This is a genomic window from Sutcliffiella halmapala, from assembly GCF_002019665.1.
Classification (GTDB): domain Bacteria; phylum Bacillota; class Bacilli; order Bacillales; family Bacillaceae_I; genus Sutcliffiella_A; species Sutcliffiella_A halmapala.
This window is the reverse complement of record NZ_KV917375.1, coordinates 3166909-3191508: the sequence shown is the minus strand read 5'-3', so window position 1 is coordinate 3191508 and position 24600 is coordinate 3166909. Positions and strand designations below refer to the sequence as shown.

27 protein-coding genes and 1 other annotated feature are annotated in these 24600 nt (G+C 35.8%); of the genes, 18 read left to right on the top strand and 9 right to left on the bottom strand.

What is annotated here, in order from left to right:
- Positions 1-3 precede the first annotated feature (3 nt).
- The 5 genes from BK580_RS15770 to BK580_RS23660 all read left to right on the top strand — a co-directional run bounded on the left by BK580_RS15770 (position 4) and on the right by BK580_RS23660 (position 3881).
- Positions 4-1107: a GerAB/ArcD/ProY family transporter gene (locus BK580_RS15770; RefSeq protein WP_078381268.1), complete on the top strand. Its 1104-nt coding sequence runs from the start codon at positions 4-6 to the stop codon at positions 1105-1107.
- Positions 1094-2167: a Ger(x)C family spore germination protein gene (locus BK580_RS15765; protein WP_078381267.1), complete on the top strand. Its 1074-nt coding sequence runs from the start codon at positions 1094-1096 to the stop codon at positions 2165-2167. Before BK580_RS15770 ends, BK580_RS15765 begins: the two co-directional genes overlap by 14 nt.
- A 61-nt stretch (positions 2168-2228) precedes the next feature.
- Complete coding sequence (locus BK580_RS15760; RefSeq protein ID WP_078381266.1) at positions 2229-3191, top strand: nucleoside hydrolase; 963 nt, start codon at positions 2229-2231, stop codon at positions 3189-3191.
- Between the two features lie 172 nt (positions 3192-3363).
- On the top strand, positions 3364-3690 hold the full coding sequence (locus BK580_RS15755) for a TIGR04104 family putative zinc finger protein (protein ID WP_078381265.1): 327 nt from the start codon (positions 3364-3366) through the stop codon (positions 3688-3690).
- A gap of 23 nt (positions 3691-3713) precedes the next feature.
- Positions 3714-3881 (top strand): hypothetical protein, encoded by a 168-nt coding sequence (locus tag BK580_RS23660; protein ID WP_169865049.1) that lies wholly within the window; start codon positions 3714-3716, stop codon positions 3879-3881.
- Between the two features lie 39 nt (positions 3882-3920).
- Here BK580_RS23660 and BK580_RS23655 read toward each other — a convergent pair whose 3' ends face one another.
- Positions 3921-4076, bottom strand: coding sequence for a hypothetical protein (locus BK580_RS23655; protein WP_169865047.1), 156 nt, complete (start codon positions 4074-4076; stop codon positions 3921-3923).
- 307 nt (positions 4077-4383) lie between these two features.
- Between BK580_RS23655 and BK580_RS15750 the strand changes: the two genes are divergently transcribed.
- The 9 genes from BK580_RS15750 to BK580_RS15710 all read left to right on the top strand — a co-directional run bounded on the left by BK580_RS15750 (position 4384) and on the right by BK580_RS15710 (position 12497).
- Positions 4384-5160: a hypothetical protein gene (locus BK580_RS15750; RefSeq protein WP_078381264.1), complete on the top strand. Its 777-nt coding sequence runs from the start codon at positions 4384-4386 to the stop codon at positions 5158-5160.
- On the top strand, positions 5157-5534 hold the full coding sequence (locus BK580_RS15745; RefSeq protein ID WP_078381263.1) for a GntR family transcriptional regulator: 378 nt from the start codon (positions 5157-5159) through the stop codon (positions 5532-5534). Before BK580_RS15750 ends, BK580_RS15745 begins: the two co-directional genes overlap by 4 nt.
- Entirely contained in the window at positions 5527-6222 is a 696-nt protein-coding gene (locus BK580_RS15740; protein WP_078381262.1) for an ABC transporter ATP-binding protein, read from the top strand. The genes BK580_RS15745 and BK580_RS15740 overlap by 8 nt, the downstream gene beginning before the upstream one ends.
- Positions 6223-6234: 12 nt before the next feature.
- Positions 6235-6996, top strand: a complete 762-nt coding sequence (locus BK580_RS15735) for a hypothetical protein (RefSeq protein WP_078381261.1) — start codon at positions 6235-6237, stop codon at positions 6994-6996.
- A 23-nt stretch (positions 6997-7019) separates the two neighbouring features.
- Positions 7020-7934 (top strand): ABC transporter ATP-binding protein, encoded by a 915-nt coding sequence (locus BK580_RS15730; protein ID WP_078381260.1) that lies wholly within the window; start codon positions 7020-7022, stop codon positions 7932-7934.
- Position 7935: 1 nt separating this feature from the next.
- Positions 7936-8886: an ABC transporter permease gene (locus BK580_RS15725; RefSeq protein WP_078381259.1), complete on the top strand. Its 951-nt coding sequence runs from the start codon at positions 7936-7938 to the stop codon at positions 8884-8886.
- A gap of 499 nt (positions 8887-9385) precedes the next feature.
- Entirely contained in the window at positions 9386-10375 is a 990-nt protein-coding gene (locus BK580_RS15720; RefSeq protein WP_078381258.1) for a nuclease-related domain-containing protein, read from the top strand.
- Positions 10376-10480: 105 nt separating this feature from the next.
- Positions 10481-11185: an ABC transporter ATP-binding protein gene (locus BK580_RS15715; protein ID WP_078381257.1), complete on the top strand. Its 705-nt coding sequence runs from the start codon at positions 10481-10483 to the stop codon at positions 11183-11185.
- Positions 11169-12497, top strand: coding sequence for an ABC transporter permease (locus BK580_RS15710; RefSeq protein ID WP_078381256.1), 1329 nt, complete (start codon positions 11169-11171; stop codon positions 12495-12497). The genes BK580_RS15715 and BK580_RS15710 overlap by 17 nt, the downstream gene beginning before the upstream one ends.
- Before the next feature lie 50 nt (positions 12498-12547).
- Here BK580_RS15710 and BK580_RS15705 read toward each other — a convergent pair whose 3' ends face one another.
- Positions 12548-13096, bottom strand: a complete 549-nt coding sequence (locus BK580_RS15705) for a GNAT family N-acetyltransferase (protein WP_078381255.1) — start codon at positions 13094-13096, stop codon at positions 12548-12550.
- 119 nt (positions 13097-13215) lie between these two features.
- Between BK580_RS15705 and BK580_RS15700 the strand changes: the two genes are divergently transcribed.
- Positions 13216-13770: a PH domain-containing protein gene (locus BK580_RS15700; RefSeq protein ID WP_139364916.1), complete on the top strand. Its 555-nt coding sequence runs from the start codon at positions 13216-13218 to the stop codon at positions 13768-13770.
- A gap of 138 nt (positions 13771-13908) precedes the next feature.
- Here the strand turns inward: BK580_RS15700 and BK580_RS15695 are convergent, their stop codons facing one another.
- The 3 genes from BK580_RS15695 to BK580_RS15685 all read right to left on the bottom strand — a co-directional run bounded on the left by BK580_RS15695 (position 13909) and on the right by BK580_RS15685 (position 16682).
- Entirely contained in the window at positions 13909-14364 is a 456-nt protein-coding gene (locus BK580_RS15695) for a DUF2269 family protein (RefSeq protein ID WP_078381253.1), read from the bottom strand.
- Between the two features lie 86 nt (positions 14365-14450).
- Entirely contained in the window at positions 14451-16139 is a 1689-nt protein-coding gene (gene argS, locus BK580_RS15690) for an arginine--tRNA ligase (protein ID WP_078381252.1), read from the bottom strand.
- A gap of 92 nt (positions 16140-16231) precedes the next feature.
- Positions 16232-16427, bottom strand: a binding site (T-box leader).
- 54 nt (positions 16428-16481) lie between these two features.
- The gene (locus tag BK580_RS15685; RefSeq protein ID WP_078381251.1) at positions 16482-16682 is read right to left on the bottom strand and encodes an aspartyl-phosphate phosphatase Spo0E family protein; all 201 of its coding nucleotides are present in this window, start codon (positions 16680-16682) and stop codon (positions 16482-16484) included.
- A gap of 305 nt (positions 16683-16987) precedes the next feature.
- Between BK580_RS15685 and BK580_RS15680 the strand changes: the two genes are divergently transcribed.
- Complete coding sequence (locus BK580_RS15680; RefSeq protein ID WP_078381250.1) at positions 16988-17308, top strand: hypothetical protein; 321 nt, start codon at positions 16988-16990, stop codon at positions 17306-17308.
- Positions 17309-17444: 136 nt separating this feature from the next.
- Here the strand turns inward: BK580_RS15680 and BK580_RS15675 are convergent, their stop codons facing one another.
- The 3 genes from BK580_RS15675 to BK580_RS15665 form a co-directional block, all read right to left on the bottom strand.
- Positions 17445-18251 carry an alpha/beta fold hydrolase gene (locus BK580_RS15675; RefSeq protein ID WP_078381249.1) on the bottom strand — a complete coding sequence of 269 codons (807 nt, stop codon included), beginning with the start codon at positions 18249-18251 and terminating at the stop codon, positions 17445-17447.
- A 15-nt stretch (positions 18252-18266) separates the two neighbouring features.
- Positions 18267-18734, bottom strand: a complete 468-nt coding sequence (locus BK580_RS15670; RefSeq protein WP_078381248.1) for a hypothetical protein — start codon at positions 18732-18734, stop codon at positions 18267-18269.
- Between the two features lie 627 nt (positions 18735-19361).
- Entirely contained in the window at positions 19362-19466 is a 105-nt protein-coding gene (locus BK580_RS15665) for a YjcZ family sporulation protein (RefSeq protein ID WP_078381247.1), read from the bottom strand.
- Positions 19467-19928: 462 nt separating this feature from the next.
- Between BK580_RS15665 and BK580_RS15660 the strand changes: the two genes are divergently transcribed.
- Both BK580_RS15660 and BK580_RS15655 read left to right on the top strand, forming a co-directional pair.
- Entirely contained in the window at positions 19929-20996 is a 1068-nt protein-coding gene (locus BK580_RS15660; RefSeq protein ID WP_078381246.1) for a C40 family peptidase, read from the top strand.
- A 544-nt stretch (positions 20997-21540) separates the two neighbouring features.
- On the top strand, positions 21541-23646 hold the full coding sequence (locus BK580_RS15655) for a hypothetical protein (RefSeq protein ID WP_078381245.1): 2106 nt from the start codon (positions 21541-21543) through the stop codon (positions 23644-23646).
- Positions 23647-23702: 56 nt separating this feature from the next.
- Here BK580_RS15655 and BK580_RS15650 read toward each other — a convergent pair whose 3' ends face one another.
- Positions 23703-24530 carry a hypothetical protein gene (locus BK580_RS15650; protein ID WP_078381244.1) on the bottom strand — a complete coding sequence of 276 codons (828 nt, stop codon included), beginning with the start codon at positions 24528-24530 and terminating at the stop codon, positions 23703-23705.
- Between the last annotated feature and the right edge of the window lie 70 nt (positions 24531-24600).

Below are 24600 nucleotides of genomic sequence, written 5' to 3'. Positions count from 1 at the left end.
ACATTGCAAAAAGAGCCAAAGAAATTTCAAATTTCCCCTTTTTTAGTATTTTTCCTAATACATGGTACACAATTTGGTGTTGGGGCATTAGGCTATCAACGAATAATTGCAATGTCTGCCGGATATGATGCTTGGATGGGAATTATTCTATTCGGTTTCTTCACTAACATTATCATTTATTTTATGTATAAGATTTGTGAAAAAGGCGGTGGAGATCTTGCTAATGCACATCGATTTGCTTATGGAAAATGGCTAGGTAATATTTTTACTATGCTGTTTATCATTTATTTTGTTTTTACGACTGTAACTGTACTGAGAACTTATATCGAAGTAATTCAAGTTTGGTTATTTCCGGATTTCAGGACATGGCTATTTTCGCTATTTTTTCTACTCTTAGTTTTTTATATCATTTCAGGTGGTTTTAGGATCATCACTGGAATTGCTTTTTTAGGCACAGTACTCCCTGCTTATTTAGTATTTACCATGATTATTCCGCTAGAATACGCAAATTTCCGTAACTTACTCCCTATCTTTGACCATTCTGTCAAGGAAATTATGCTTTCAGGCAAAGATATGACATTAAGTATGCTCGGATTTGAAACGTTACTTATCTTCTATCCCTTTATAAATAATCCAGATAAATCAAAAAGATGGGCCCATATTGGTGTATTTGTGACGACTATGCTCTATCTTTCATTAGCGATCGTTACTTTTGCTTATTTTAGTGAAGGCAAGTTAGAAAAGAACATCTGGGCCACTTTATCTATCTGGAAAATTATTGAACTTCCGTTTGTAGAGCGAGTGGAGTATATAGGAATTGCAAACTGGTGTCTTATTATTCTGCCGAATGTATGTATTTTTTTATGGTGTGCTAGTCGTTTAGCGAAAAGAGTAGTTCATGTAAAACATAAAACGACGTTAATTGGTCTTACTATTATCGTGTTCATTATTATGCAACTTTTGGAGGACCGAAAGCTGATAAATGAATTAAATAATCATTTAGGTAATATCGGATTCTATATGGGGTATGTGTATATACCGTTTTTATTTCTAATCGTTAGTTTTACAAATTGGCGAAAGGGGAAAAAAGAAGATGCTACTTCGTAAATGGATGATGATATTCAGTTGTTGTGTGCTTCTTTCAGGATGTTTAGAGAAGAAAATTGTGGATGACATTAATATTGAAAGTGTGGAAGGGTATGATTTTATTGAAGGAGATATGGTAATGGGTACCCTCTTAGTACCTGTTTATCGTGCTGACCAAACCATTGCGAATGAAACTTTCTCCGGAGTAGCCAATTTAAACAAAGATCTATTACGGATGTTGCAAAAAGAATCATCAGCTCCTATCGTAAATGGTAGCTTAGAGGTAGTCCTGTTTAATAAAGAGTTGGCTGAAAAAGGCATCATTAAGCTAGTTGATGCGCTTGAAAGAGATTCAAGTATTGGGACTGGCTTATATTTAGCAATAGTGGATGGCAAAGTGAAAAGCATGTTAGAAAATGATTATGGCAATGAGGGGACAGGAAGTTATTTATTAAATTTATTTAAACATAATATGGATCTTCGTGATGTACCTGCTACCAATATGCATATCTTTCTTTCTGATTATTATCAAAAAGGAAAGGACCCCAACTTACCAATAATAAAAGAAGTAGATAACAAGGTGGGCATTCAAGGAGTTGGAGTAATCAAAGAAGGAAAACTATCCGAGGTTATTCCAAATGATCAGCTATTTTACTTTAAGTTATTAGTTGATGAACATACTGATGGCTCACTGGCTATTAAAATTCCAAATAAAGATGACTATGTTTCGATGCTAAGTATAAAGACGAAGAGAAAGTTAAGAATTGAATGGAATAATGGGGAACCACATTTTTTTCTTACACTTAAGGTGGATGGTCTTATATTGGAATACTCAGGAAAGAAAGTGGATCAAAAGAAGATAGAAGAATTTCAAAAGCATTTTGAAGACAATATTACAAACAGTTCGCTAGCTTTAATAAATTCATTTCAAAAAAATAATATTGATCCTATTGGTTTTGGTTATGAAGCGAAATCGAGGAAAAGGGGATTTGATATGAAGAAATGGGAAGGACAATATCCGAATGTGAAAATAGATGTTTCTACTGACGTAAGAATTATAGGAACTGGAATAACGGAATAGGAAAGAAATATGGAAGTCTGAATATACTAGAGAAATAGCCCATCAAGGGGAGGGAGAAGCAATGGCTCAAAAAGTTTTATTGTTTTGTGATCCTGGAATTGATGATTCTCTGGCTATTATTTATGCCTTACTCAATCCAGCGATTCAGCTTGTAGGGATCGTTACAAGTTATGGGAACGTAAACCAAGAACAAGCTACACAAAATGTTGCTTATTTGTTGGAACTGGCTAAGAGAGACAATGTAGTATTAATTGGAGGAGCAAAAAGTCCACTTTCTGGGGAGTTTACCCCCTTTTATCCAGAAATCCATGGCGAAGAGGGGCTCGGACCAATAAGACCTCCAGAAATGATAAAAGAAGAGTTACTGAATTTCGATACGGTATTTAATTTAATTGAAGAATACGGACCTGAATTACTCATTGTAGATGTGGGAAGGATGACTTCTTTAGCGATAGCATTTAATCTTGCAGGGCCAGAGATTATGAATACAGTACAGGGTTTTTATTTAATGGGAGGAGCCTTTTTAGTTCCTGGTAATGTAACAGCAGGGGCAGAAGCGAACTTTTACGGTGACCCATTAGCAGCTGAAATAGTCACTACAAAAGTGGAGAGGGGGGTTATTTATCCATTAAATGTGACAAATGACGCAATTGTTACCCCAACTATAATTGATGAAATTGTTGCTACCGAAAATAATCCTTTTCAGCCTTTAATGAAAGCAATTTTTGATTACTATTATGAGGCATATCAAAAGCTTGTACCAGGGATACAAGGTAGTCCGCTCCACGATGTCCTAACTTTATTTGCAATTACAAACCCCCAAGCATTTAAATATATTGAGAAGAAAGTATTTATTGGACTAACAGAGGAAACGTTACGAGGGGTAAGCATTGCCGATTTTCGACCAAGGGCAGAAGAGGAACCTGAAGAACAAACCGTAGCAATAGCGCTGGAATTAGATTATCAAGAGTTCATCGCTGATTTTATCAATGTAATGACAAATAAACTCCCTATTATAGAGTAAGTTTAGTAAGCTCTAAAACTATCAACAACTCCTTGCTCCTAGGCAAGTCTGTCGAAGACGTGAAAACACCTTACTCTTTTCTTGCAATAGTAAAATTTCAGATTATTCCCTATTTCTTTTTTTGTAAATTTGTTATGATGTTTATAGTAAATTGATTATGAGGTGTAGGGGTATGTCATTTCATCAATGTGAGAACTGCAACGAAAATGTAAAATATAAAACTAAATTATGGTCCGTCTTTTTTGGATATAGACCTATTACGTGTAAGACTTGTGGAATTGTTTATGAAGTAGATGAAAGGTATCGCTTTTTATTTTCGCTCTACACGATTATGATTCCAATTATATTGGTATACATGATCACTGCGATATTTGGAATCGAATCGAAGTTGATCCAAGTATTATTCGTGCTTGTCTTGGCTACTATTAGTGTATTTTATGCCGCAAATCGTATCGGTTTTCATAAAAGTAAATACCAACCAATAGAAGATAAGAATTAATGATGTTTTAGAGGGGGAAGAGGATGGATATTTTTTATTATACAATATATACAGTTGTGTTTATTGTTATCATCTACGTCCCAATTTTCTACCGCATGAACCAAACTATTCGTAAACTAGAAGACAGAGTAATAGAATTAGAGGCAAAATGGGAAACCAGAAATGTGGTTGCACTACATAAAAAGAAGTAAGAAAGAGAGGATCCGTTAGCTGGATCCTCTCTTTCTCTTTTATACTTGATTCAATACCCATATTAAGAATGTTGCAACAATGGCAAGGGAAAGTGCATGAAGTATGAATGAACTTATATAATCCTTTGCTACTAATAAATAATGAAACTTCCCCTCCGTTTTGCTGCGAACAATCCTTCTTCCTCTTGTATCCATGACTTCACCCCTAAACAAATGAAGAAATTATTATCCTTATTATACAAAATATTCAAAAAAATATTAAGCATATAGTGGAAATTTGTAAAAAAAACTAAATTTATGTACATCTTTGTCAGACTTGCCATTACAAAGAACGAGTATATATTTTATCGGCATAATAATTCAAAAGTTAATATATACAGAAGAAAAATATGTATGGAATGCCTATTGACGTAAAATGATGAGTTAGTGTACTATTTAGCTAGAACACAGTGTATGAGGTGGCTAGAACACGCATTTTATTTAGTAGGGGGTTGATGAAATTATGCAAAAAGCTTTTTGGGGCTTACTTAGAAAGGAATGGTTAGTTTCTAAACATTCGTTCCTAATGATGACTCTTACCTTGGGAGTGCTATGGTTAATTGGATTAGGTTTATCAATTTATTACAATGAACCATCAATTAGTACGGTTGTTGTGGGCGTTATTTTATTTTTTCACGTTTTTTATCTGTCGATTTATTTACTAGGAGGATTAATGATGGAGGGGAAAACACAACTCTGGCTTCATACCCCTCAATCAACCCTTTCTTTGTTACTAAGCAAAGTTGTAACAGGTTTATATCTAACCATTATTAGCTTTAGTATTTTTTCAGTAGTGTTAGTTATTGTCTCTGAACCTTTTACAGGAGGAAGTGATATTGCTCTTACATCCTTACTGTTTTTGGGTGGCCTTGTTATTTTAGTGAATGGGTTAGAACTAGCTCTTTACCTAATGTTTTACTGGGGAATTTACCACACGATAGGTGCTTTTCACCATCTTAGAAAATATAGAGTAGTATGCTTTTTCCTCTTTTTGATTATTTGTCATTCTTTAATTGTTTATTTAGGAAGTACGACATTACTTACCACAATAACAAGCTTCTTACCTTTACCGATTGAAACATCGAATGCTCTTTCTTTTAACTTAGATAATCAAGGGGGTTCCGTTGATATTGAAACTGATCAGTTGACAATTGGAAGTATTCTCATATTTTTGGTGAAGTCAACAGGTTTACTTTTTATGACTGCATGGCTTCTTGAAAGGATAGTGGAAGTTAAATGACAAAATACGAAGCGGATAAACCAATTTACTTGCAAATAATGGATCGCATCAGTAAGGAGATAATTCGTGGCGAGCTTAAACCTGGAGAAAAGCTACCATCAGTTCGGGAAATGGCTATCCAAGCAGGAGTCAATCCCAATACCATTCAACGAACCTATAGTGAGATGGAAAGGATGGAGATTGTGGAAACGAGAAGAGGACAAGGAACATTTGTAGCAGAAAGCTTAGGAATGGTTGCACAGTTGAAAGTGGCAATGGAAGCAAAAGTAGTAGAAAGTTTCGTTCAAAGTATGAAGGAAATAGGTGCCACCGAGTTGGAGATTGTAAAAAGTGTAGAAAGTTTTCTGGCAAAGGGGGAAAGGAAGCATGATTAAATTTGAGAATGTGACGAAGCGCTATGGTGGGGATGCGGCGGTGAAGGATGGGAATTTAACCATTGAAACAGGAAAGATCATTGGTTTACTTGGTCCCAATGGTAGCGGTAAATCAACAAGTCTTAAAATGATGGCAGGATTAGTAAAGCCTAACAAAGGGCGAGTAACTGTAAATGGGGAAGTGGTAACAAGAAAAATTGCTAAGTTTGTGGCCTATCTAACAGAGCTAGATTTTTATTATGAAGCTTTTACTGTGAATGACATGGTTACATTTTACGCCTCTCAATTTACTGATTTTCGCCTAGAAAAGGCAGAAGAGTTATTAATTTTTATGAAAATAGATCGTCATAAGAAAATAAAACAGCTTTCCAAGGGAAATCGTGGTCGCTTAAAACTTGTATTAGCACTGGCACGTGAAGCAGATTATATTCTGTTAGATGAACCATTTTCAGGATTAGATCCGATGGTGAGAGATTCTATTGTAAAAGGTCTGCTTACTTATGTGGATTTTGGAAAACAAACGATTATTATTGCTACTCATGAGATTGATGAAATCGAACCGTTGCTCGATGAAGTGCTTTTGATAAAAAATGGAAACTTTTTAGCCCATGAAAACGTAGAACATATTAGAGAAGTAGAAGGACTGTCTATCAAAGAATGGATGATTCACTCATTTAGTGAAAGATAGGAGGGGAAAAGCATGCGGGTATGGAATGGCTTACTACAAAAAGAGTGGAAACTATCGAGGAAAGGATTTTGGCAAAATTTAGCTATATTATTTGTAATATGGATGACCAGTATAGGGGCAGCTCTCTATTGGAAAGAGCCAGAACTTACAGTTGGTATAGGTGTTTTTCTTATAAGCATTCACTTACTTTATATTGTTGGTGATATGTTCGTAAGTTTAAATAAGGAAGCTAAGTCGATGCTTTGGCTTCATAATCCCAACTCTGCTTTTCCTTTGTTGTCTAGTAAACTAATCGTTTCCATTACTACTTGTCTCGTGTCGCTCCTATCAACAATAGCACTAGTGTTCATTTCGAGTCTATTGTTTCAGATCCCTATTGGTATGGAGTGGAAAGTAGGCGAAATCTTTATTTTTCTAATAGGATTATTCCTTGCAAGTATTTATTTAGGTGTATGGTTTATTTTATTTTGGGTTTCATTTAAAAGTGCCACCAAAAGTGCAATGGGTGTGGCCATGCAGGTTCTAACTGTGATTTTAATCTGGCCAGTTTTTCATTTACATTTGCTATTTTACAAATCTTATCTTTATGAAAAACTTCTGTCGATTGGAAAAATTCCATTCCTTACGGTTGGTTCTGCTTTTGAGAATGAAGTATTTAGTTTTGGGATGGAAATTGGGGAGTTTTCACTCGCATTGATTGGTTTCTTTGGCTTGGTGAGTTTCTTTTTAATGCTATTTTCATCATGGTGTATGAATAAGAAAATGGAAATGTAAAAGTTTTAAGAGGAGGAAGGAATATGAGCGAAATAGCAGTAAAGCTTACGAATGTAAGTAAAGAAATAAGTGGAAAGCAAATAATTAAAGATGTTTCCTTTGAAGTTTATAAAGGTGAAGTCTTTGGGTTTCTCGGGCCAAACGGAGCTGGAAAAACGACGACAATTCGTATGATGGTAGGACTCATGAATATTACATCCGGTGATATCCATATCGATGGAGCTAGCATTAAAACGGAATATGAAAAAGCAGTAAGTCATGTTGGAGCAATCGTAGAGAATCCTGAGATGTACAAATTTTTAACGGGTTATCAAAATCTTCTTCAATACGCACGAATGACACCTGGAATTACACAAGAACGTTTAAACGAAGTAATAGAGCTAGTCGGCTTAACAGATCGAATTAAAGAGAAAGTGAAGACATATTCGCTTGGAATGAGGCAGCGTTTAGGTATCGCGCAAGCCTTATTACATAAACCAAAGGTACTAATTCTTGATGAACCAACTAATGGATTAGATCCAGCAGGTATAAGAGAAATTCGTGATTATTTACGAAGCTTGGCAAGAGAAGAGGAGATGGCTATCGTAGTTTCTAGTCATCTTTTATCGGAAATGGAGCTTATGTGTGACCGTGTCGGAATCATACAGCATGGTGAACTTATTGATATACAAAGTATTCGTGACTTTATTCAGGATGGTGTGTCCTCGTATCAATTCTCTGTTTCTCCAATAGATCGTGCGCAACAAATAATGGTTGAGGCGGACTTATCTATAGAGTTGGTCGATGAAGCATTACATGTTGAATTGGAAAAAGATAAAGTACCAGAAGTGGTGCAAATGTTAGTAGAAGAGAATATAGCAATTTATGAAGTCAAAGAAGTGACGAAAACGCTAGAAGATAAATTCTTAGAAAAAACGTCACAGAAACGAGGTGTGTAGAATGACGAAGCTAATCCAAAACGAATTAATCAAGTGGTTTAGACGCCCAAGCTTTTACGTAATGAGTGTTATCTTAATTGGTTTATCAATTATTGGTGTTGTGTTTACAGTCATGATGGGGTCATTGATGGATGACAATCCAAATCAAAACCAAGTTGGATGGAAGGAATCCTTAGTGCAAGAGAATGAACATCTAAAAATGACGATGGAAAGCGATTCTAGTCGAGATCAAGCCTATTTTGAACGCCAATACGCAATTAATGAATACCGAATCAATAATGACCTCGAGCCAGTGCAAGATAATACGGTTTGGTCATATGTGGACTCGAATTTAGGCTTAACAAGCATTATCACATTATTTGTCGTCATAATCGCTGGAGGTATGATTGCTAGTGAGTTTACGTGGGGAACCATCAAGCTATTGATGATTCGTCCTATAAGTAGAAGTAAAATCTTGTTCGCTAAATATATCTCAGTCCTTGTTTTCATGGTGATTTTTTATGTAATCCTTTTTGTTACATCTTTTCTCGTGGGTGCCATTGCGTTTGGCATGGATAGCACTACAGAACTATTGTACATAAACGGAAATGTATTAGCGCTTCACCCATTTTTATATATTTTAATAAAAACGTTATTAAGTTCATTAGGTGTCATCATGTTTGCTACCATTGCATTTATGATTTCAAGTGTTTTCAGAAACAACTCACTTGCTATCGGAATCTCTTTATTTTTACTCTTTACAGGAACGCAGATCACAGTACTAGTTAGCATGAAATACGAATGGGCAAAATATTCTCCTTTTGCCAATACGAACTTTACCTCCTTTATTGAAGGGATGCCAGTAGTTGCAGGAACAACATTTGGATTCTCACTCGTTATGTTCCTTGTGTATTTCATATTGTTACATGTGATTAGCTTCTTTACCTTTGTGAAGCGAGATATTGCAGCTTAATAGATTTTAGAAAAACAATTCATTTCCTTGTTTGGGAGATGGATTGTTTTTTTTGCTTATCTATAGTGAAAAAGTGGGCTCCATGCAAGTTTTATGAGAATCAAGCAAAATCGAGAAATATGAGAACGTAGTCGAGTTAAGTGAGAACCTCTGGGAGAAGTGTGAGAACGTAGTCGAGTTAAGTGAGAACCTACAGGGAAAACGTGAGAACCTCATCAAGAACGGTGAGAACCTCCAGTAAGAAGACCTGTAAAATGGCAAAAAAATAGAGAAAATTCATCACTAGAGAGATGGAAATTAGAAAAAGGTAATCTAAACTGTAAGTAACGTTGATAAAAGAAGCTTTAGAGTGTAGAAATGAGATACTTTTATTAATTCAGAGCGAGAATCAAACTAAAATATAATTTGAAAAACATTTACAAAAATTATTATCTGTATCAGAAGGAATTTAATGAGTTGGTGTCAAAATTATCTATAACCATGTAAAGGATGTGATGTTTTGACCATTAAGAAATGTCGTGAATTACCTATTAGAGTTCGAAAGCTAATGGCCTTGAAAAGGAGACTGTTACCAAACCATTCTAAAATTCCTGCGATAGATTCAGAGATTTCAAGAAGAATGGCTGGTTATAATGGGGAGAAATCCTTAGATTACTATCTCAATCAATGGCCATTCCCAGAAAGTGAATATCTTGTTTTTAATGACCTCAGACTTCCTCATAAAGATAGTTATTTCCAGATTGATACCTTGATCCTCTTTTCCTGTTTTTATCTCATACTTGAAGTGAAAAATATGAACGGAATGCTAGAATTTGACCCTGCATTTCAACAATTAATACAAACAAATCTGAAAAATAATCAAGAAATAAAAGACTATTATCCTTGTCCAATAACTCAAGTGCAGAATCAACAAGTTAAGTTCGAGGCATGGCTGAGCAAAAACAAAATTCCCTTAGTCACAGGTGAATGCCAAGTAGTGATAACAAATAATAAATCTTTTATAAGAGCAATTTCTAATCCTAAATTAGTTGGTAATTATGTAATTAGAAATACTGTTCTTACTCATAGAATGGATGCTTTAATAATGAGGAATAAAAAGAAATTGTGGACCCCAAAAGACCATCGTAAAATCACCTCTACATTACTAAAGCAAAATGAACCTGTGAAATATAACCCCATAGAACAATTTGATATTTTACCAGAAGAAATCCAAAAAGGAGTATTTTGCCCTCAATGCGAGGGTATGAAAGTAGAAAAACGTCGTGCTCGATGGGAGTGTTCTCAATGTAATTTCATAAGCTTAGATGCATACTTAACTTCATTAGAAGATTACTATCTTCTTTTTAAATCGACAATTACGATTTCTGAACTTCAAGAGTTTTTTCAACTAAATTATTTATCAACGGCTCGGAATATCCTACAGTCATTACAGCTAGAACACTTCGGAAACACTAGCCAACGACAATACATCCTTCCATTCTTCGATTAATAGCAAAGTGACTCTAAAAATATTTCCCTCATTTAAACCTTTCTCCCCCTTTTTACGTTTAAACCAATGTATCGATACAAAAAACAAGAATAGGTGAGTAAACAGATGATTAGTGTGAAAAAATTGTCTCATGATTTTGTTGTGGGTAAAAAAAATAAAGAAACGCGAGTGCCGGTTTTAAAGGATATAGATTTATCGATTTTCGAGGGAGAGATTGTGTCGATTGTTGGGAAAAGCGGATCTGGTAAATCTACTCTTTTAAATTTGATGAGTGGATTTATGAAGCCTACATCTGGTTCGATTGAAATTGCAGGAACAGATGTGACCAAATTGTCTGAAGCACAGTGGGCCGATTTTCGCCTTGAGCATATCGGATTTATTTTCCAAAGCTTTCAGTTGATTCCTAGTATGACAGCGTATAGTAACGTAGAATTACCGTTGAAAATAAAAGGGATGCCAATAGAAAAAAGAAGAAAGAAAGTATTTGAGGTTTTGGAGCGGGTTGGTTTAAAAGGCTTTGAAGAATTTTATCCTAGTGAACTTTCAGGTGGTCAACAGCAGCGAGTAGGGATTGCGCGAGCGTTAATCACGAAGCCTAGCATTATATTTGCTGATGAACCGACAGGAAGTTTGGATAATGAAACCGAACAGGAGTTTCTTCAATTCATCCAAGAGCTGAATAAAAATGAAGGAATTACGTTTGTTATTATTACGCATGACAAGGATGTTGCGAAAGTGGCTCATCGCACGATTGAATTGGTACAAGGTAGTATGGTAGAAAGAGGAGAATTATATGAAGTTCAAAGATAAATTTCAGTTTGTTCAAGAAAATATGAGAAAGAATCGCAGCAGAGTATTTATGACGATTCTTGCGACAGCAATGGGCTGTGCATTTTTAATGGTACTAGCATCAGTTGGGTTTGGATTGCAGGAAACAATTATTAAGGATGTAACCGAGAATGATGTCGTGACAGAAGTAGAGGTATATGGTAAAGAAGGAAGTGGCCATCCAGATGCTAATACGAGTTTAACAAACGAGGATGTTACTTATTTTGAAGGTATAGAAAGTGTGAAAACAGTTGTTCGTCGAAAACAATTGGAGAACTGGGAAGCGAGCTATGCGCTAGGAGAATATAATAGTAATGCACAAACACGTGTGGTAGACTACCCATCTGAAATAGAAACAGGATTTACTTTATCAGAAGGGCGTATGCCTGAAGCTTCGAATGAAGTGGTAGTAGGCTATCACATGGTAGAAACTTTATCAAAAATAGAAAATGGGGAGCATGAAGAGTTTGAAGGTAGTATTCTAGGAAAAGAATTGACTCTAAATGTCCCACAATATTTTGAAGAAACAAGAGAATCGAAGGATTTCACGTTTACGATTGTTGGTGTTGCTAGTGAACCTACTAGACAACATAGCTATGATAACTATGTTAACATTTCTGAGGCGATGATGAACGATATTGAAGCATATACTGGAACTGCTTATGGAAGCTTAATAGAGCCGTCAATGCCAGAGGAAAGAATAAATGAACTGAAAAATGCAGTTTCTGCTTATTCCTATCTTGGGGTATATGCTAATAATATGGAGCAAGTGCAGGGAATATTAGATCAAGCAAGAGATGATGGGTATCATGCGTATTCGCCATTGGAACAATTAAAGGAAATAAATCTGCTTTTCGCAGTTTTAAAAACAGGACTTTTATTTGTTGGAACAATAGCTGTAATCATTGCATCTATCGGTATTTTCAACACAATGTCGATGGCAGTAACAGAAAGAACACAGGATATCGGGATTATTAAAGCAATCGGTGGAAGTCCGAAAATGATTAAGAGCTTATTTTTAATGGAAAGTGCCTATATTGGAATTGTAGGGGCACTCATTGGAACGGTAGCAGCCTATATAATCAGTTATGGGGTCAATATGGCCTTACCAATGGTTATCGAAATGGTATTTAATGAAGAAATGGGTACAGAGGTAATGCTCTCGTATATTCCTTGGTCATTGACTGTTATTTGTGTTGGTATTAGTTTAATTGTTGCAATACTTTCAGGCTTAAAACCGGCTGCAAAAGCAACAAGAATTGATGTGTTAAAAGCTTTACGAAGAGATATTTAAATAAAACTGTCTATCATTTGATAGGCAGTTTTATTTTTTACGAGATTGTATTAGTTTTTAATACCCCATTCAGAGCGTAACATTCCATATACGAGTAAGGAATGGAAATGGTCATATAGCTTTTCGCCATCTCGAATGAGCCCTTCTTTCGTAAAGCCTAATCGTTCCGGAATAGCTTGACTTTTCACGTTATTTTCTCCACATCTAATTTCGACCCTTTGAAGTTTTAGCTCTTCAAATATATACTGTAGAACGCGATGGACAGAACGTGTCATAACCCCATTGCCTTCTGCTTCACTTGATAGGTAGTAACCAATGCTAGTAGCCTTGTTATTCCAATCAATCCTATGTAACCCAATCATTCCCACAAATTTCCCTTTATAGCGTATCCCTGCTTGGAAACCGTTATTTTCTGCGAATTGCGTCAACCACGCGGGAATAATCGTATCATAGTTGGAAGTAGCGTTTGTGGAATCGACCCATGGAAGCCATTCTCTTAAATGCTCACGATTGGAATCAACTAGATGGAAAAGTTCTTCTTTATGATGTAGTTGAATAAGCTGGAGCGAAATCTCATCGTCAACTTGTAATGTAAACATGTGTCCATCCTCCTTATTCTGTGTAAAGTATTTCAATTCTACTAGATGATTCAGAAATATTAAATAGTTTTTGAAACTTTTTTTATGTAGAAACGTATTAAGAGAAAGAGGAACGGTGTTTGGAGGCATGGTTTATGGTGTATAAAGCAACCACGAGAGAAGGGAAGAGGACAAAGCAGGAGACTTTTTTCGCTAGCTTTGAATCACTTATTTATAGCTTCGTCATTGTCGTGATAGTGTTGAGTTTTACTAATATAATAGTGAATCCATGGGTGATCCTGCCTTTGTTAGCACCGACTTTGATGGTATTTTTTGTCCATCCTTACCTTGGAATTTATCATATGAATTTAGGGATAAATTTACGACAGGACGGGAAAATGGCGTATCAAGTGACAGATAAAGAAATCCAAGTATTGTTTAATGGGAAGATAAGAAAGCGGTATGATTGCTCAAAAATATCAGTCGTTAAAATGGTGGAAGAGCTAAAGGGAGCCAAAGCCTATCGTTATGGTAGTACCTATTACTTTACAGAAAATACATCTGCGGATGATTTTCCGACCGTTCATATTATGGCAACATCCTTGAAAAATGGAATTGCCTTTAAATATGGATATGAGTGGGTATACCTTTCACCAGAAGACCCTACTGCTGTAAAAAAGGCATTAATCTCGTAATTAAATTCGCTCTGTTAAAGTCCAGTTTTGATTTTCAGGACGCTAGCTGTTGATTAGAGCCATTAAAATAATAAAAGATAGGTCAATGCCTTTTATGCTTTCTCCACTTTTAGAGAAAAAAAGGAACTGACCTATCTTTTAGTTTGGTTTGATGATCATAAGGAGGAATATAACGATACTTAAAAAAGTTACAAACATATACAAGTTACTTGCAGTAGTTAAAGTCATGGTTTGTTTAAGGGGTAATTGAGTCGATGCACGATTTTCAGGATGAAGGAGCCACTGTTGAAGATCATAAACCTTTGGTGAGATAAAGCCAATGACGAGTACTTGAATAGCAAGATAAATCAAAAGGGAGGCGAATAGCCATATTTGAAGGATCGAACCATAGTTTCCAAAAACGACAAGTAGAATTCCTGTAATTACTGCAATCGTCCCACCGATTTTGGGGAAATAGTCTAATTTATGCTGGAGAAGAATATTATGACGTAAATCCGAGATAGTTTGATTTTTCCTTAGGAGAATATTTCCGAAAAAAGTGGGGCCGATTCCGATAATTGCGACCAATATATGAAACCAAACTAACCATTGCATAAGGCATTCCCCCAACTGAGTGTTACTTCAATATATGAAAGGAAAGTTGGTTTCATGTGCTGGTACGCAATAAAGTTACAAGATAATTACATTTCTTTAGGTGCTTTCATCCCTAATAATCGTAAGCTCTCTTCAATAACAATAGTTGAAGCATAGACTAAAGCAAGTCTACTCTCTTTTTCCTGATCCTCATTCAAAAATTTCACTTGACCATACCAAGTATTAAAGCTTTGGCAAACATCGATTACATATTTTGCAATAGCAGATGGATCAAAGCCTACATAAGCTTTCTCAATTACGGCTGGAAAATCATATAATAACTTTGAAAGCTCCCAGGAGTAGGAGTCATGGAGTCCTTTTGTTGATTCTTTTGGTGTCCATGTCGCCTTTCGTAGAATGGAAGAGGCACGAGCAAATGTGTACTGGACATAGGGACCTGTTTCTCCTTCAAATTTCAACATATCCTCTAATGAAAATTCAATGGAGTTTAAGCGATAATTTTTTAAATCGTGGAAAATAATTGCCCCGACCCCGACTTGCTTAGCCACTTCTTCTTTATTTGGAAGCTCTGGATTCTTGGCTTGAATATTACTATCTGCTAGCTGAATTGCCTCTCGAATCACATTTTCTAACAAAACGACCTTACCCTTTCTCGTTGACATCTTCTTTCCATCTTTCAGTAAAAGACCAAATGGTATATGGTGCATATCTTTAGCCCAATCTTCTCCCATTTTCTTTATAACAGCTTTTACTTGTTGGAAATGGATGGTTTGCTCCTGACCTACTACATATAAAGCTTTGCTGAACTGATAAGTTTTTTTTCGATAAAAGGCAGCCGCTAGATCACGGGTTGCATAAAGCGTTGCTCCATCCGACTTTTTGATTAAACATGGAGGGAGGGAAGGGTCCTCTTCTAACACAACCACCTCAGCGCCATCGGATAAAGTTAAGAGATTCATTTTCTTTAAGTGGTCAATAACTGAATCCATCTTGTCATTATAAAAGGCTTCCCCATTGTTTGAATCAAAACTAACGCCTAGTAAGTCGTAAATACGCTGAAATTCGAGTAGAGATTCTTCACGGAACCATTTCCAAAGTGAAAGTGCTTCATCATTACCATCTTCTAACTTCTTAAACCAAAGTCGGCCTTCTTCGATGAGGGTTTCATCTTTTTCAGCTTCTACATGGAATTTTACATATAGTTTTAATAACTCTGGAATGGGACTTTTTAGCACATCTTCTTTTGATCCCCATTTTAAATAGGCGGAGATCAGTTTTCCAAACTGCGTTCCCCAGTCTCCTAAGTAGTTAATCCGAATGGTTTTAAAGCCGCACTTCTCTAAAATATTGGCAAGAGCGTTTCCGATAACGGTGGAACGAAGATGTCCCATGGAAAATGGTTTTGCGATATTGGGGGAAGAAAGGTCAAGAACGATGTTTTCACCGTTTCCGAAAGTCAAATCCCCGTATGCTTGTTGTTTGTCAAAAATAGTATTGACGATTTGTTGTTGGGCAATTTCTTTTTCTAGAAAGAAATTAAGATACGGTCCGACTGGCTCTGTTTTAGCAATTATGGAGTGATTTATCTCTGAAGCTAAATTCGATGCTAACAAGTGTGGAGCTTGTTTTTTTATTTTTGCTAGCTCGAATGTGGGGAAAGCAAAATCTCCATGGTGAGCGTATTTTGGTTTTTCTATTTTTGCATGTATTTCTTCAATTGATAATTCTGGAATAACGTGATGAATTGCTTCTGCGAGGGTTTGTTTTAGTTTCATCTTGTTCGTCTCCTTTTATAAGATAATGGCTATGTTAAGTACAGCGGTGTAACAGGATCAATAATAAAAAAAGCTCGCCTCTTCAAATGAATTGAAGAGACGAGCTTTTGCCCGCGGTACCACTCTTTTTGCTTTCTGATTGAAAGAAAGCCACTTAACATCCTTAAAGTGGATGAACCTTTATCATTTCCAAAGTGCGCTTCACTCATAGCCTTGCATTAGGCTCACACCATCCCTAATTCGCTTTGTGGCTAGCTAATAAGCTACTCTCTTTGTCATTAATGAATTTTTCATAAAGTTTTTAACTATTATATATACTCTGAAGGAAATTTCAAGTGAAAATTAGCGTTTAATAGATATTTTTTCTGTATGAGAATAGTATTTATATGATAAATCTTCAATAGTAGGAGGAACAAAGACGTTCATCATTTCATCTAACTCCTGACTAAGCTTGATTGTTTCATTAGAGGTTAAGCCTGTCTTTTGAGCAGTTTGCATCATTTGTTTACGTTTATTCTCTACTGCAAGTTGGATTAGTTTCATCTTGTTCACTCCCTCTAATGATATACTCCATTATAAATGAAAACAAACTGTAAGAAAATAGGTTATGTGTAAAAAGTAGGTATTATAGTGAAAAACTTTGAAAATCGAAAAGAAGCATTTTTTGTACTACTTTAAAATGAAGAAAGCGAGTCGAAATTGAAATCATTCTGGCTTCTTTTGTCGAGATGAAGGAATGAGACGTGGGAAGGGAGAAAAGAAAAAGATGTAAGCAAAAGTTGAAAATGGAATAGGTATCATTTGGAATTCATAAGTTTATGGAAGAGTAAAAAGAGGGGGAAAGGGAGATGCAGGAAAAGGTTGAAACATTGGAGAAGATGAATGTGTATGCTACTGATTTAGTGAAGCTTTTAGTAAAAGATGGGGCGTCAATTGGTGAGGATAAATTAAAGGTGGCTTTAGAGAATGTAGTGCGAGCCATGGTAGATATGACCAGCATTCAGTTGAATCCAACTAAGGATGCCAATGCAACCTTACAAGCAACTCTAAGTAAAATGAAAATTGCACACAATTGTATTAATCCCCATTCAAAAGATCATCTGATAAAATCATTCAGCTTACCAAAATCCCAAACAAAGGAATCCAATCAAAAAATCACCATCAAATAATCATCAATATACTTCAATGACAATATCACAATCAAATACTATTGCGAAAATATATAAAAGAGGGCTTCGGTGAAAACCGAAGCCCTCTTTCTTGTACGATGTATAACCGGAGAGTCCTGCCATCACCATGAGCCATTTAGAAATTTTTGCGCGATGTTTTATCATTAGTTGGTGCATGCTTATTTATGAATATTTGGAGGATGGTGTTGAATTCGTTCGGGAATCTGGTGGGGACTTGATGTTTCGCTTTGGAAATGTAGATGATTTGGGTCTGCTGGTGAAGGGCAGCGAATTCTTTTTGGTAATGGTGGACATAGTAGTCTCTTTGACCATAAACAAGAAGAATCGGTGCTTTAATTTCTTTTAGTTTACTTGTGCAATCATATTTAACCCCTTCGTTGTACATTTCATGTAAAGTACTTGCATCTGTTTTTAATATGTACGATTCTAATTCACGACCAAACTCTTTTGAATATGCATGTGCATGACCGATTACCTTTGCGATCAATGGCATTTGATCTACCTTAGTTGCCCAAATCCCTAGTAAAAATTCTCCAAATAAAAGGACAGAATTCACCTTAGGAAAAGCACCTACTAGAATAAGTCCCTCCACAAGTGGTGGATAAGTAAGAGCAAATTCCATTGCAATAGAGGCTCCATTAGAATAACCCACTATGAAAAAATTCTTAAGGTTAAGCTCTTGGCATACATCAAAAATATCCGTTGCTAACATGGGGATCGTAATTGGTTCTTCATTCCTTCCGCTTCTTCCGTTCCCTCGTAAATCAAGGTATAGTAATCGGAACTTTTTAGCCAAAGGAAGCTGCTGTTTAAAAGTCACATGCCCCATGCCAGGTGGATGAATGAATACCAGTGTAATTGGACCATTCCCAACTAGTTGATAGAAAATACGGACATCATCTCTAGTAGAAGCATAAGGCATCAGAATTCTCCCCTTCTAGGTGTTAGTTTGATGAAAATAATACAAGAGTAGTTCTCGGACAATCAAGCCAGCAACAATGCCCGGGATAACAAAAATCATTGGCAACCACATTGGACCAACAATGAAACCATATACCTTGATTTTCGAAGAAAGCATGAGCCCTACTGTTACAAAATAGGCGCAGCTTACAAAGGGAAGATAGGAAAAAGGTGCAGTCCCACCACCAGCATCCTTATAGGCATCCCACATTGCGAAAAAATATAAACAAGGATAGAACATGAGCCAGAGAAAATTAGCTTCCTCAAAGGCACGTTTAATTTCCCAGTTAAAACTATACAAGATGATGGAATTGAAATTTGCTTGTACATTGATTAAGAACTCTAAAATAATAAATGTTAACCCTTTAACATATTTTTTGTTAAGTAATTGTCCAAAACCTGGTAATGCAATACTCCATAGCAATCGTTCTAATGGCTTATTCATCGGAGGACCTTAGTAAGCTCTTTTCATTATTAGAAAAATTGCTCAAATGGATGTGACTTACACGATTATTCTTATTATGGGGAAAAGCTACATATCTCTTCATCACTATGACTCCTCCAACTACAATTAATCTCTTCTTAGCGTAGCCTATAGTTGACTAAATTATGTCAATTTCAAATGATTTCACATTTACCTTTTAAAAAGAGGAATTTATTAAAACTAATCCGCCATTTTAAACTACCTCAAGCTGACAAACAGAAATCAAAAACTTGCGCAAAAATCAAGAGGGGATTTAAAGCGGTTAACGTATTTTCGTGTAGATACCCAAGCAATATATATAAATACATTGCATCATAGATGATGAAAAAGTGGAGCGTCAATTCTCCCCCGTCTCCCCTGATGATTGGAGTGCAAGGTGTGAGACTCCTACGGGAAGTAGCGCTTTGTGGAGACCCCGCAGGCATGCCGAGGAGGCTCCACAAGCGCCCCGCGGAAAGCGAACACCTGGCACGGAAATCATCAGGGTATTTAATGTAGCACCATTATTTTCAGTGTAACCAACAAGAAAAAAACGTAGAGTGATTTCTACGTTTTAATGAGAAATAAAGCGATTAAGCCAATCGCATATTAACAGATATAAGCTGACCCAATAATTACAAGAAGTATAAAAAGAATAATGTATAGGGTAAAACCAGTGCTAGGATAACCTTTTCCGCCTTCTACTTTACTCATTTAGACGTATCTCCCTTCAAGCTAAGATACAATACATTATGTTACAAACACCCAGTGTGTATGGGCATTTGCCCCAGATTCACTGACACTTTTATCTGAGTAACATAGGACAGATTCCTTTTAAAGCTTTTTCTTGTTGACTTACGTCTTGCTTATTGTTACATTTGTATTTTCGTTTCAATCCATATTATGGCTAAATAGGAAACATTTCAAAGGATATTTGTTAGAATTTTCATGCTAAGATAATTTTGTAACGTTTCACTAAGGATTTTTTTCATTGTATAAAAATTCAGATTTTTCTCGTTTTTTGTATTATTTTGTAGTATTCTTAACTATATAATACTCGGTTTAATACCAAAGAGGAAAAGAGCATGACAAATGATGAAGACCATGAAATGAACCCGTAAGCCCTGAAATGTAAAGAACTGTCAACAAAAAGTGAGAATGGAGAATTAAAACACCATGAAAAAGAAAATTATGGCTGGAGCACTTGTATCGACATTTATGTTTTCTGGACAAGCGATCGCTTCTGATTATGTCGTTAAATCAGGTGATTCCTTATGGAAGATTGCAACAAATAATCAAGTGAGCGTAAATGAATTGAAAAATTGGAATGGATTAAAGTCAGATATAATCTTTCCAGGTCAGTCACTGGCTTTGAAATCTAAAACCTCAGGCTCAACAAAACCTACTACAAACACCAATACAGGTGCGAATATTTCTTACACGATAAAATCAGGTGATAATCTATCGGTTATCGCTAGAAATCACCAAACAACTGTTAGTGCGTTACTTAGTTTAAATCCTACTATTAAAAATCAGAACCAAATTTATATTGGTCAAAAAATAACGATATCAAGTAATTCTACTCAGACACCAAATACGCCAAATACGCCAAATACGCCAAATACGCCAAATACGCCAAGTACACCAAGTACACCAAGTACACCAAGTACACCTGTGACTGGAACTAGTAATTATACGATTAAGAGCGGTGATTCTTTATCCGCAGTAGCACAACGTCACGGTATATCACTCTCTGCTTTGTTAGGTGCGAATCAGAACATTAAGGATGCTAATCGCATTTCTGTGGGACAAGTTGTCATAATTCCAGGAAGTGGACAAGCAACTCCTGTAAATGGCAATGGTTCATGGGAAGTAAAAGCTGATTCCGTTATAGAAAGCGGAAAGAAATATTTAGGTGCTAGCTATTTGTATGGAGCATCCGTTAATAGAACAGACGCATTCGATTGCTCTTCATTTACAGTGAAAGTATACCAAGAGAATGGGATTAATCTTCCAAGAACTTCTGCACAACAAGCAAATGTTGGAACAGAAATACCTTTATCGCAAGTTCGTAAAGGAGATCTAGTTTTCTTTGATACTACTGGGGATGGGATTATTAATCATGTCTCCATTATTGTGGACTCTAATACACTTCTGCACTCTGCAACTTCAACAGGTGTAGCTTATGCCTCCTTTAACTCTTATTGGAAGCCAAAAGCAGTGAAAGCTGTAAGAGTGTTATAAGCGATAATTAATCCAACTTATATTTTAAGTAAACTGTCCTTAAAAAGGAGATTCATTCGATGAATCTCCTTTTTGGTTTTTCATTCTTTACTTGTCTTTCAGTCGTAAGTCGTAGTATCTATCCTTATAAAGTGGGATATAACTGTAGGTAAAAGAACGAGTGAAAACCATTCTGCAGTTCGTTTTGTAGGGAAGAGATAAAACTTATAATTAGCTTAACAACAAATTATAAGGAATGATGGAGGATGAAAAAAATGTTAAAAATAATTTTTGGTGGTAAAAAAGTAGTGAAACAAAGAGCACAACATGCATCAATGGATGAAAAAAGAAGAGAAATATTTTTAAAAAGCGATTTTTTACACCGTTACTAAAAAAGCACTTTGATTTCTAAGGGATATCCAATTTAACGGAACTACTTTATTAATTAGGGTAGCTTCTTTTTTTTGTCAATTTTCTAATTATTCGCTCGAAAAAAGGAAGAGAATGGTATAATAAAATCAGAAACGATTTAATTAGCTTAACTTTTTAAAAGGGTGGAAATAAGATGAATGAGGAATCCATGGAAGTTAATGAAATTTTAAATGGTAATGTAGGAGCTTTTGAATCTATTATCGAACGATATAAAAATAAATTGTATGTGGTAACACTTCGAATGGTTGGAGATGATACTAAGGCAGAAAAGATTGTTGCTGCTAGTTTTATAGCTGCCTATCAGAAGTTATCCGAATTTAAAGAAACAGAGTATTTTTCCGACTGGTTTTATCGAGAAACAGTAGCTTTTATAAAAAAAGAAATCTTATCATCTAGCCAGATTTCTCCGGAAGATTATATCCAGTTTTATAATCCTCGTTTTTTAGAAATAGAAGAAGCGATTACTTCGTTAGAAGGAAAGTACCGCTTTGAATTTCTACTTGCGCATTCGTTAAGGGAAGAATCTGAAAAACTAGCAGTAATACTACAAGAAGATGTTACTCATCTAAAGGAAAACTATCAAAAGTCTCTAGGTTTTATAAGAGCAAAGCTACTAGAGAACAATCACGAAAAACCGTCAGCTAGTTGCTTAACACTAACAGAATTAACACAATATTTTGATATAAAACTAAATGCAGCAGAAATTGAACAGGCGGAAGATCATCTGGAGTTCTGTCCATCGTGTAGAGAGATTCTATATTCATTAAAAGTAGAGAAAAAAGCGATAGAAGATGTGATTCATTCACCAAAACTTGAAGAACCCTTCAACAGAAGTGTTTTAAGTGAACTCACTCCGTATATAAAAAAAGTGCCGAAGCACAGAACCTGGAAGTATCAGCTTAGTGTAATTAGTGTGATAGCGGCAATATTTTTTGTCAGTGTGGTAGTCGTTCCTGCTTTAAAACCACTTGCATTAAAATTGGCGACCTATATGGAACATGGTACTATTTATAATGTTTGGACAGAAGGAACATATAAGGTAACTGATAATGAAGTCACATTTGAAGTGACTGGTGTGGAAATAGATCCACTTCATATGGTTGTTTATTATGATGTAAGTAGTGAAAAACATAATATTAACTACATTAATGATATGGATATTTACGAATACAATGCTATAAAAATCGTTGATGAAGAGGGAAAAAACTATCCGGTAGAAGTTTCTCAGCCTATTTCAGATATGTTTTATGGATATCAAGAAGGCTTTAATGACTTGGATGAGGAGTTAAAGCGCCCTTCTTTTATGATAAAAGTAAAAAAGGAAGAAGAGTTGCCAGATAAATTTACTCTGCACTTTCAATTAAAAAGAATACAAGGTTTTCATGGTAGTTGGGAAGTGGAAGTGCCTATTCATTACGACAAAATAGATAGCGCTTTAGAGGTAGTAGAACTGGATGAAGTAATAGTTGTCGATGATAAAATCGAAGTTGAATTGATGACGATGGTTTATGGGAAATATGGAAGTCGATTAACCTACCATGCAAGGTTTACAGAAGATGAAAAGAAAAGGATAGAAAGCCTTGAGGAAGAGACAAGCGATAATATCCATGAATATAATTCACGTAATCAATACATACATGCAGGAATTCAAGTGGTCAATCAAGACAATCAATTTATGCTTCCAATCTATTACCATACTATGGATTGGGGCCAGGAAGGTCCGATTCAAATGGATTTTTCGCGCTATTTCCTAAATAAAGAAACCTATTCTTTAAAAGGGAAGGAAGAAGAGAGAGGACAATATTATGCAGAACTCATTGCTGTTCAATATGACGAGCCGATGTACTTCTCTTTAGCGGTACCGTTGGAAGAGACAAAAGAAAAACCACTTGATGTTGAATTAGATGGGATCATTCTAAAGAATATTACCATCGAGTTAATATCAGAGGAAAATAGAAATAGGTACAAAGTGTTGTTGACAGGGGAAAATAAAAACGATGGAGACAAGCAAAGACACTATAACTGGCAATTAGGAGGGGATAATAACCCATATCTTGAAACGCATTACATGGGTCATTATGAGGAAAATCCAGAGGGAGACTTTGAATTCCTTAATGTGGAGATTTCAGTAGGACCTAACGAGACCGAAAATCTAATAATAAAGGCTGATAATGTCAATAATTATTATATGTTTGAAGAAGGAGAAAAGAAGATTCAGCTTTTTAAAAATGGAGAGTAGCAAGGTGAAAAAAGATGTTAGCTAAAATCAGTGAGTGATTTTAGCTAACATCTTTTTTACACTCTCCCATAATTCCGAAGCGTAAGTAATATAACGATGGAGAAATACGATTGCCAATATGTAAGTCCGTGCTCATCGTCCCATCCGCCATCTTCTCTTTGTGCAGCCTCTAGATAATTAAGGAATTTCTCTATCAAATGATCAGGTGTAGCTTTGGCAATTTCCGATTCAGGTGTTGATGCCAGTTGAAAGTACGTAAAATATTGCTTTTCTGGTGCCACTGACGCACATTTGATTACTTGATCAATCGCTGTCTGCTTTAAGGCTTTATGTTCTTTAGTTTGAGGTACGTTCGTGTAATAATCAATGGCATGATAGTTCATAAATAGCCAGTCTGTTTTTGTTATTTGTTCAAATGATAAATTTTCTTTTGTCCATTTTGCTGTATTCTCTTGAAGTTTGTCAGAAGATAGGCCTAAACGGATTAGATTTCCAGTAATCGAAGCGGGAATCGTCTGTCCGCCACCACTCCACCACGGGGCATGTGGATAGTCTAGTAGATTTGCTGGATTAAGAAGCGAGCCATCTTCCTTTTGATTATCCACTACCCAATCAGCACTGCCAACAAATGTATCACCTGCTGGAACTCTTGTATCTCTAAAGACACTTAACATAAATTCTAATGCTAAGGGGTTAGAATCCGGACATTTTATATCGTATTCAAATCCGTGGCCAAATCCGCTGTCTGCATTTTTATAACATGACAGTGCTTGATGGAAGTGAGAAATCGGGCCATCTTCAAATAAATAACGAAAGAGGGCCTTCTCCCAAAGTGAGCCGTTTTGGTAGATAAATTGTCGAGCTTTCTTGTAGGAAACAGTCATTAGTCAAACTCTCCTTTTTATAGTATATATACTTTTTCGTGACAACTAGCTTAAACCCTTCTTCTACTCG

Bases quoted from the DNA above. Each gene is read 5' to 3' on its own strand.
- BK580_RS15755 (WP_078381265.1), top strand. From the start codon at position 3,364: ATGTCATTTCATCAATGTGAGAACTGCAACGAAAATGTAAAATATAAA.
- argS (WP_078381252.1), bottom strand. From the start codon at position 16,139: ATGAAACTAAAACAAACCCTCGCAGAAGCAATTCATCACGTTATTCCA.
- BK580_RS15695 (WP_078381253.1), bottom strand. From the start codon at position 14,364: ATGCAATGGTTAGTTTGGTTTCATATATTGGTCGCAATTATCGGAATC.
- BK580_RS15665 (WP_078381247.1), bottom strand. From the start codon at position 19,466: ATGAGTAAAGTAGAAGGCGGAAAAGGTTATCCTAGCACTGGTTTTACC.
- BK580_RS15760 (WP_078381266.1), top strand. From the start codon at position 2,229: ATGGCTCAAAAAGTTTTATTGTTTTGTGATCCTGGAATTGATGATTCT.
- BK580_RS15655 (WP_078381245.1), top strand. From the start codon at position 21,541: ATGAATGAGGAATCCATGGAAGTTAATGAAATTTTAAATGGTAATGTA.
- BK580_RS23655 (WP_169865047.1), bottom strand. From the start codon at position 4,076: ATGGATACAAGAGGAAGAAGGATTGTTCGCAGCAAAACGGAGGGGAAG.
- BK580_RS15750 (WP_078381264.1), top strand. From the start codon at position 4,384: ATGCAAAAAGCTTTTTGGGGCTTACTTAGAAAGGAATGGTTAGTTTCT.
- BK580_RS23660 (WP_169865049.1), top strand. From the start codon at position 3,714: ATGGATATTTTTTATTATACAATATATACAGTTGTGTTTATTGTTATC.
- BK580_RS15715 (WP_078381257.1), top strand. From the start codon at position 10,481: ATGATTAGTGTGAAAAAATTGTCTCATGATTTTGTTGTGGGTAAAAAA.
- BK580_RS15710 (WP_078381256.1), top strand. From the start codon at position 11,169: ATGAAGTTCAAAGATAAATTTCAGTTTGTTCAAGAAAATATGAGAAAG.
- BK580_RS15740 (WP_078381262.1), top strand. From the start codon at position 5,527: ATGATTAAATTTGAGAATGTGACGAAGCGCTATGGTGGGGATGCGGCG.
- BK580_RS15680 (WP_078381250.1), top strand. From the start codon at position 16,988: ATGCAGGAAAAGGTTGAAACATTGGAGAAGATGAATGTGTATGCTACT.
- BK580_RS15765 (WP_078381267.1), top strand. From the start codon at position 1,094: ATGCTACTTCGTAAATGGATGATGATATTCAGTTGTTGTGTGCTTCTT.
- BK580_RS15650 (WP_078381244.1), bottom strand. From the start codon at position 24,530: ATGACTGTTTCCTACAAGAAAGCTCGACAATTTATCTACCAAAACGGC.
- BK580_RS15670 (WP_078381248.1), bottom strand. From the start codon at position 18,734: ATGAATAAGCCATTAGAACGATTGCTATGGAGTATTGCATTACCAGGT.
- BK580_RS15735 (WP_078381261.1), top strand. From the start codon at position 6,235: ATGCGGGTATGGAATGGCTTACTACAAAAAGAGTGGAAACTATCGAGG.
- BK580_RS15660 (WP_078381246.1), top strand. From the start codon at position 19,929: ATGAAAAAGAAAATTATGGCTGGAGCACTTGTATCGACATTTATGTTT.
- BK580_RS15685 (WP_078381251.1), bottom strand. From the start codon at position 16,682: ATGAAACTAATCCAACTTGCAGTAGAGAATAAACGTAAACAAATGATG.
- BK580_RS15745 (WP_078381263.1), top strand. From the start codon at position 5,157: ATGACAAAATACGAAGCGGATAAACCAATTTACTTGCAAATAATGGAT.
- BK580_RS15730 (WP_078381260.1), top strand. From the start codon at position 7,020: ATGAGCGAAATAGCAGTAAAGCTTACGAATGTAAGTAAAGAAATAAGT.
- BK580_RS15705 (WP_078381255.1), bottom strand. From the start codon at position 13,096: ATGTTTACATTACAAGTTGACGATGAGATTTCGCTCCAGCTTATTCAA.
- BK580_RS15725 (WP_078381259.1), top strand. From the start codon at position 7,936: ATGACGAAGCTAATCCAAAACGAATTAATCAAGTGGTTTAGACGCCCA.
- BK580_RS15675 (WP_078381249.1), bottom strand. From the start codon at position 18,251: ATGCCTTATGCTTCTACTAGAGATGATGTCCGTATTTTCTATCAACTA.